The sequence below is a fragment of the Nocardioides sp. genome, assembly GCF_036401255.1.
Lineage (GTDB): Bacteria > Actinomycetota > Actinomycetes > Propionibacteriales > Nocardioidaceae > Nocardioides.
In genome coordinates, this window is sequence record NZ_DASWVI010000358.1 from 25,614 (window position 1) to 33,259 (window position 7,646).

The following is a 7,646-nucleotide window of genomic DNA, read 5'->3' on the forward strand; positions in this document are numbered from 1 at the left end:
ACCCCTGGAAGCACCCAGTTGAACGCGACGGTCCGGGCGGTCACCGACCGGATCGTCGAGCGCAGCGCCGCCGGCCGCGCCGAGTACCTGAGCCGCATCCGCGCCGCCGCCGACACCGGGCCCGCTCGCGGGCGGCTCGCCTGCGCCAACCTCGCCCACGGGTTCGCGGCCGCCGAGCCCGACGGCAAGCGCGCGCTGCGCGGGTCGGTCAAGCCGAACCTGGCGATCGTCACGTCGTACAACGACATGCTCTCGGCCCACCAGCCCTACCGCGACTACCCCGAGGCGCTGAAGAAGGCGGTCGTCCGCGCCGGCGGCATCGCCCAGGTCGCGGGCGGTGTGCCGGCGATGTGCGACGGGATCACCCAGGGCCGCGACGGCATGCAGCTGTCCCTCTACAGCCGCGACGTGATCGCGATGTCGACGGCAATCGCGCTCTCCCACGACATGTTCGACGGCGCGCTGATGCTCGGCGTCTGCGACAAGATCGTGCCGGGGCTGCTGATCGGGGCGCTGTCGTTCGGCCACCTCCCGACGGTGTTCGTGCCCGCCGGGCCGATGGCGTCGGGCCTGCCGAACGGCGAGAAGGCGAAGGTCCGCCAGCTGTACGCCGAGGGCAAGGTCGGCCGCGAGGAGCTGCTCGAGGCCGAGGCCGCGTCGTACCACTCCGCCGGCACGTGCACGTTCTACGGCACCGCGAACTCCAACCAGCTGCTGATGGAGGTGCTCGGCCTGCACCTTCCGGGCTCGTCGTTCGTGAACCCGGGGACGCCGTTGCGCGAGGCGCTGACCCGGGCCGCAGGACGGCGGGCGACCGAGCTGACGCGGCAGGGCGGCGAGCCGACGCCGATCGGCGAGATCGTCGACGAGCGCGCCATCGTCAACGCCTGCGTGGCGCTGCTGGCCAGCGGCGGCTCCACCAACCACACGATCCACCTCGTGGCGATCGCCCGGGCGGCCGGCATCACGCTGACCTGGGACGACCTGTCCGAGCTCTCGGCCGTGGTGCCGCTGCTGTGCCGGATCTACCCCAACGGCGCCGCGGACGTGAACCACTTCCACGCCGCGGGTGGCATCGCGTTCCTCGTGCACACGCTGCTGCGTGCCGGGCTGCTGCACGAGGACGTGCGGACGGTCGCCGGCCACGGACTCTCGCTCTACACCCGCGAGCCGGTGCTGCGCGGCAGCGACCTGACGTGGGAGGAGGGGCCGAAGGCCTCCCTCGACCTCTCCGTCCTCCGACCGGCCACGGACCCGTTCGCAGCGGACGGTGGGTTGCGCATGCTCACCGGCCCGCTCGGACGGGCCGTGGTCAAGACCTCCGCGGTCAAGCCCGAGCACCGCCTGGTCACCGCGCCGGCGGTGGTCTTCGACGACCAGCAGGACCTCCTCAGCGCGTTCGCGGCCGGCGAGCTGGACGGTCGCGACCTGGTCGCGGTGATCCGCTACCAGGGCCCGGCCGCGAACGGCATGCCCGAGCTGCACAAGCTGACGCCGGCCCTCGGCGTCCTCCAGGACCGGGGCCAGCGGGTCGCGATCGTGACGGACGGCCGGATGTCGGGCGCGTCGGGGAAGGTGCCGGCCGCCATCCACGTCACCCCCGAGGCGGCCCTCGGCGGTCCGCTCGCGCGGGTCCGCGACGGCGACGTGATCACCGTCGACCCGGACGCCGGCGTGCTGGATCTGCACGTGGACCGCGAGGAGCTGTCGCGTCGACCCGTCACCGGGCGTGCGCCCCAGGGTGCGGAGTGGGCGGGGACGGGGCGCGAGCTGTTCGCGGCGTTCCGCTCCACCGTCGGCTCGGCCGACACCGGCGCGAGCGTGTTCCCCGGCGTCGCCGTACCCCCGCAGGAGGTGGCCGTTGTCCAGCCAGCGTGAGTCCCTGATCACCCCCGTGTTCGGCTCGGTGCTCGACGTCGTGCCGGTGCTCCCGGTCGTCGTGGTCGACTCGCTCGACCAGGCGGTGCCGGTGGCGCGGGCCCTGGTCGCCGGCGGGCTGCCGGCGATCGAGCTCACGCTGCGCACCCCGGTCGCGCTCGAGGCGATCCGCGCGATCGCCGCCGAGGTGCCCGAGATCCTCGTCGGCGCGGGCACCATCGCCCGGCCCGAGCAGGCGCGCCTCGCCGCGGAGGCGGGCGCGCGGTTCCTCGTCTCCCCCGGCACCACCGGGTCGCTGCTGCGCGCGATGCGCGACACCGGCCTGCCGTTCCTCCCCGGCACCGCGACCGTCTCGGAGGTGCTCGCCGCCGTCGAGGCCGGCTGCACCGAGCTCAAGCTCTTCCCCGCGGAGGCGTCCGGCGGCACGGCCTTCTTGAAGTCGGTCGCCGGCCCGGTCCCCCAGGTCCGCTTCTGTCCCACCGGCGGGATCACCGCCGCGACGGCCCCGGCGTACCTCGCGCTCCCGAACGTCGGCTGCGTCGGCGGCTCCTGGCTGACTCCGGCCGACGCCCTCGCCGCCGGCGACTGGGACCGGGTGACCCGGCTCGCTGCGGAGGCCGCGGCGCTGCGCTCGACCCGGCCGGGCACCTGACAGAACTGTCCCCTCGCCGCCCGTCGCACAGCAGATGCGTCAGGTGCGTGGCCGACCCTCAGCCGCGGCGGAAGCAGCCGACCAGGTGGGGGTCGAAGACGCCGATGGCCTCCATGAGGGCGTACATGGTGGTGGGGCCGACGAACGCGAAGCCGCGCTTCTTCAGCGCCTTGGACAAGGCGATCGACTCGGCGGAGGTCGTCGTCATCTCGTCGGTGTCGTGCCAGGCGGGTGGATCGGCGGGCGCGAACGAGAGGACGAACGCCTCGAGCCCCTCGGCCGCTCGCAACGCCACGGTCGCGCGGGCGTTGGTGATCGCCGCCTCGATCTTGAGCCGGTTGCGCACGATCCGTGGCTCCTGCATCAACCGCTCGACGTCGGCGGCATCGAACGCTGCGATCACGTCGGCGTCGAAGCCACCGAAGACCTCCCGGAACGCCGGGCGCTTGTTGAGGATCGTCGACCAGGACAGCCCCGACTGGAACGCCTCGAGGGTGAGCCGTTCGAGGTAGGCCGCCTCGCCGTGGACCCGCTCACCCCACTCGGTGTCGTGGTAGTCGCGCATCACGCCCGGGCCGCCCGCCCACGGGCAGCGCGCGACGCCGTCCTCTCCGATCACCGGTCCCATGGGGAGCATCCAAGCGCACCGCGCCGACGGAGGTCCCCACGCACCTGACGTATCTGCTGTCGATCCGCAGGCGAGGGAGCCGATACGTCAGGTGCGTGGGGAGAGCCGCACGTGGGGCAGGGGCGGCGCGGGGATGGGTGGGAGGTGGTCGCCCACCACGGTGCCGAACCGGCCGGGCGCGACGTCCTGGGAGTCCGCGACGACCGCGCCGTCCCGGGTGATCTGCGCCTGCCAGTCGGAGCGCCAGGCCACGACCTCCTCGTGGGTGCGCGCCACGATGTTCCACCACATCACGATGCGCTCGCCGAACGGCGGCCCGCCGAGGAGCAGCAGCCGTACCAGCTCGTCGTACGCCGTCAGCGTGAGCGTCGTGCGACCCGGAGGGACGTAGGCGAGGTCGTCCTTCTTGGTCTCGACGCCCTCGACGGACAGCACGCCGGCGTCCACGAGGACCCCGTGCTCGAATGTCTCGTCGACGTCGACCGCGAGCGTCGTGCCCGGGTCGAGCAGCAGCTCGGCACCGAGCAGCGGCGTGTACGTCGGGACCGGGGAGGTGTCGCCCAGCAGCGACCCGAGGAACACCCGCGCCGTCCACCCCGACCCAGTGACCGGCGACGGCGCGTGATGGGCGAAGCCGGGATCGACGAAGCGGTCCGAGGACGGCAGCGCCACCCACAGCTGCGCGCCGTGCAGCGTCGTGGTGTCGGCCGGCGAGACCTCCGAGTGGCTGATGCCGCGACCGGCGGTCATCAGGTTCACCTCGCCGGGTCGGACCATCGCGTGGTTGCCCGCGCTGTCGCGGTGCTCGACCTCGCCGGTGAACAGCCAGCTCACCGTCTGCAGGCCCGTGTGCGGGTGCGGCGCGACGACCATGCCGCCGGTGTCGGCGACCCGGTCGGGGCCGTAGTGGTCGACGAAGCACCAGGCGCCGATCAGCGAGCGCTGCCGCTGGGGCAGCGTCCGGCGCACCCGCATCGCGCGCGGCCCGCCGAGGGGCACGTCGCGCGGGGTCATGATCTCGACACCCGGGGTGACCGTGCCCGCGCAGGTCATCTCGTCGGGCCGGTCCTCGAGGTTGCTCACCCGGCCATTGTCGCCCCGAGGTCCAGCCCGCTCCTCAGCTCAGGTGCTCGGGCTCGACGTACCTCTTCGACTCGTCACCGCGACCCGGAGGCGTGACCTCGCCGGCGTCGCTACGGATGACCACCCCGGTGCGCCCGCCGTCGGCGCGCACCAGCCGGACGACCACCGACTTCGACGTGGGGCAGTTGCTGCCCTCGGCGGTGGAGTCCAGCGGCACCAGGGGGTTCGTCTCGGGATAGTACGCCGCCGCGCAGCCGCGCGGGGTGTCGTAGGCGACCACGCGGAACGACGGGGCCTGCCGCTGCGACCCGTCCTCCCACTCGCTGACCAGATCCACGTGCTCGCCGTCGGACAGCCCGAGCGCGGCGATGTCGTCGGGGTGCACGAACACCACCCGACGCCCGCCGGAGATGCCGCGGTAGCGGTCGTCGAGGCCGTAGATCGTCGTGTTGAACTGGTCGTGGGAGCGCAGCGTCTGCAGCAGCAGCCTCCCCTCGGGCACCGCCAGCACGGTCGTCGGGCTGACCGTGAAGATCGCCTTGTCCTTCTCGGTCGGGAACGTCCGGCTGTCCCGCGGCGGGTGCGGCAGGACGAAGCCGCCCGGCCGGTCGACCTTCTCGTCGTACGCCGCACAGCCGGGCACCACGCGCGCGATCCGACGTCGGATCGCGGTGTAGTCGGCGCGGAACTCCTGCCAGGGCAGGGCGTGCCGGTCGCCGAGCACGGCCTGCGCCATCGAGCAGACGATGTCGACCTCGGAGCGCAGGTGCGGCGAGGCGGGCTCGAGCGGACCGTGCGAGGCGTGGACGGAGCAGGTGCTGTCCTCGACGGTGACCCGCTGCACCCGGCCGCCGGTCAGGTCCTTCTCGCTGCGGCCGAGCGCGGGGAGGATCAGCGCCTCGCGACCGTGGACCATGTGCGAGCGGTTGAGCTTGGTCGACACGTGCACGGTGAGCGCCGCCCGGCGGAACGCCTCCTCGGTGACCTCGGTGTCCGGTGCGGCGGAGACGAAGTTGCCGCCCAGCCCGAAGAACACCTTCGCGTCGCCGTCACGCAGGGCCTTGATCGCGGCGACGCTGTCGTAGCCGTGCTCGCGCGGCGGCTCGAACCCGAACTCGTCGCGCAGCGCGTCGAGGAAGTGGCCGGGCGGTCGCTCCCAGATCCCCATGGTCCGGTCGCCCTGCACGTTCGAGTGCCCGCGCACGGGGAACAGTCCCGCGCCGGGCTTGCCGATGTTGCCCTGCAGGAACGCGACGTTGGCGAACTCCTTGACGGTCGCGACCGCGTTGCGGTGCTGGGTGATCCCCATCGCCCAGCAGATGACGGTGGCGCTCGAGTCGCGGAACATCCGCGCGGCCTCCTCGATCTGCTCGCGCGACAGGCCGGTGGAGCGGAGCACGACGTCCCAGTCCAGGGTGCGCACGTGCTCGGCCCAGGCGTCGAACCCCCAGGTGTGGCGGTCCACGAACTCGCGGTCGACGCAGCCCCACTCCAGCAGCAGCGACCCGATCGCCTGGAACAGCGCGAGGTCGCCGTTGATCCGCAGCGGCAGGTGCAGGTCGGCGAGCTCCGTGCCGTGCCCCACGACGCCGCGCGGACGCTGCGGGTTCTTGAACCGCACCAGCCCCGCCTCCTTGAGCGGGTTGACCGCGATGATTCGCGCGCCGTTGCGCTTCGCGCCCTCCAGCGCGGTGAGCATCCGCGGGTGGTTGGTGCCCGGGTTCTGGCCCGCGATCACGATGAGGTCGGCCTCGAGCACGTCGCGGATCGTGACCGAGGCCTTGCCGATGCCGATCACCTCCGCGAGCGCGACCGACGTGGACTCGTGGCACATGTTCGAGCAGTCGGGCAGGTTGTTGGTCCCGAACGCCCGGACGAAGAGCTGGTAGGCGAACGCCGCCTCGTTGGAGGTCTTGCCGGAGGTGTAGAAGATCGCCTGGTCCGGGGAGTCCAGGCCGCGCAGGTGTCGGGCGATCATCGCGAACGCCTCGTCCCAGCCGATCGGCTCGTAGTGGGTGCCGCCCTCGCGGACCACCATCGGCTCGGTGAGCCGGCCCTGCTGGCCCAGCCAGTAGTCGGATCGGTCGTGCAGGTCGTCGAGGGAGTGGGCGGCGAAGAAGTCCCGGTGCAGGTGGCGCCGCGTCGCCTCCTCGGTGACCGCCTTGGCGCCGTTCTCGCAGAACTCCGCGGTCGCCCGGCGGCTGGGGTCCGGGTCGGGCCAGGCACAGCCCTGGCAGTCGAAGCCGTCGGCCTGGTTGAGCCGCAGCAGCGTCTGCGCCGTACGCCGCACGCCCATCTGCTCGACCGCGCGCTTCATCGCGACGGCCACGGCCGGCACGCCGGCCGCGCTGTGCTTGGGCGGCGAGACGTCCAGGTCCCGCTCGTCGATGTCCCGCTCTGGAGGTCTCCGGCCCATGGCACCCATCCTGTCCGCGCTGTCCAACCCGGGGAAGCAGTACCCCGCGTGGTCATCACGATGCCCCGCAATAGCCCGGCTGAGCCTGTCCATGCGGGGTCCGCGGGCGCTACGTTGCGACTTGGCACTCCCGCCGGACAGATCCAGGAGCCCGGATGTCGACCAACGAACCCCCTCCCGAACAGACTCCCGAGCAGACTCCCGAGCCGACCCCGCCTCCGCCGTCCCCGCCGCCGACAGGTGGGTACGGCGCGGCGCCGCCCCCACCGCAGCCCCCGCCGGCCCCGGCGTACGGCGGCGGTGACAGCACCGGCTACAGCCTCGGCAACGCCCTGTCCTACGGGTGGGCGAAGTTCCAGGCCAACGCGGCCCAGATCATCATGTCCGCGCTGATCCTCGTCGTCGTCCTCGTGGTCGTCGGCGTGCTCGGCAGCATCGTGATGGGGGCGCTGACCACCGACGCGTCGTGCTCGGTGAAGGACGGCGTGCTCGAGTGCGACGACGGCACCGGCTTCTTCGGCCGCCTGATCCTCCAGGCCCTGCTCTCGGCCGTCATCCTGGTGTTCGCGTGGATCATCGGCGCCGGGCTGGTCCGCGCGTCGCTCAACGTCACCGCCGGCCGGCCGTTCCTGTTCTCCGACGTGCTGAAGACCGACAACCTCGGCTCGGTGGTCGTCGCCAGCGTGATCATCGCCGTGGCCACGTTCGTGGGCACGATCCTGTGCTACCTGCCCGGCCTGGTGGTCGGGTTCGCGACGTCGTACACGCTGTTCTTCATCATCGACAAGAACATGGCACCGGTCGACGCGATCAAGGCGAGCGTGATGTTCGTGAAGGACAACCTCGCCAACACGATCGTCTGGTACATCGTCGGCGGCCTGGTCGCCGCCGTCGGATTCATCATCTGCGTCGTCGGCGCGCTGGTGAGCGTTCCGGTGGTGCTGCTCGGCACGGCGTACACCTACAAGACGCTCAACCGCGAGCCGGTC

6 protein-coding genes are annotated in these 7,646 nt (G+C 72.3%); 3 read left to right on the top strand and 3 right to left on the bottom strand.

Annotation, left to right across the window (positions count from 1 at the left end; genetic code table 11):
* Positions 1 to 18: 18 nt before the first annotated feature.
* Positions 19 to 1,878, top strand: a complete 1,860-nt coding sequence (edd, locus tag VGD85_RS16710) for a phosphogluconate dehydratase (protein WP_414690827.1) — start codon at positions 19 to 21, stop codon at positions 1,876 to 1,878.
* Entirely contained in the window at positions 1,862 to 2,530 is a 669-nt protein-coding gene (eda, locus tag VGD85_RS16715) for a bifunctional 4-hydroxy-2-oxoglutarate aldolase/2-dehydro-3-deoxy-phosphogluconate aldolase (protein WP_331064565.1), read from the top strand. Before edd ends, eda begins: the two co-directional genes overlap by 17 nt.
* A gap of 58 nt (positions 2,531 to 2,588) precedes the next feature.
* On the opposite strand, the gene VGD85_RS16720 is transcribed toward eda, so the two are convergent.
* The 3 genes from VGD85_RS16720 to VGD85_RS16730 all read right to left on the bottom strand — a co-directional run bounded on the left by VGD85_RS16720 (position 2,589) and on the right by VGD85_RS16730 (position 6,657).
* Positions 2,589 to 3,158, bottom strand: coding sequence for a DNA-3-methyladenine glycosylase I (locus VGD85_RS16720; protein ID WP_331064566.1), 570 nt, complete (start codon positions 3,156 to 3,158; stop codon positions 2,589 to 2,591).
* A gap of 87 nt (positions 3,159 to 3,245) precedes the next feature.
* Positions 3,246 to 4,241 carry a pirin family protein gene (locus VGD85_RS16725; protein ID WP_331064567.1) on the bottom strand — a complete coding sequence of 332 codons (996 nt, stop codon included), beginning with the start codon at positions 4,239 to 4,241 and terminating at the stop codon, positions 3,246 to 3,248.
* A gap of 34 nt (positions 4,242 to 4,275) precedes the next feature.
* A complete protein-coding gene (locus VGD85_RS16730; protein ID WP_331064568.1) occupies positions 4,276 to 6,657 on the bottom strand; it encodes an FdhF/YdeP family oxidoreductase in 2,382 nt (793 codons plus the stop codon).
* Between the two features lie 155 nt (positions 6,658 to 6,812).
* Here VGD85_RS16730 and VGD85_RS16735 point away from each other — a divergent pair.
* Positions 6,813 to 7,646, top strand: an 834-nt coding sequence (locus tag VGD85_RS16735) for a hypothetical protein (protein WP_331064569.1), incomplete at its 3' end; no start/stop codon positions are given.

Coding starts and splice junctions, on each gene's coding strand:
- VGD85_RS16720 (WP_331064566.1), bottom strand. CDS start 3,158: ATGGGACCGGTGATCGGAGAGGACGGCGTCGCGCGCTGCCCGTGGGCG.
- VGD85_RS16730 (WP_331064568.1), bottom strand. CDS start 6,657: ATGGGCCGGAGACCTCCAGAGCGGGACATCGACGAGCGGGACCTGGAC.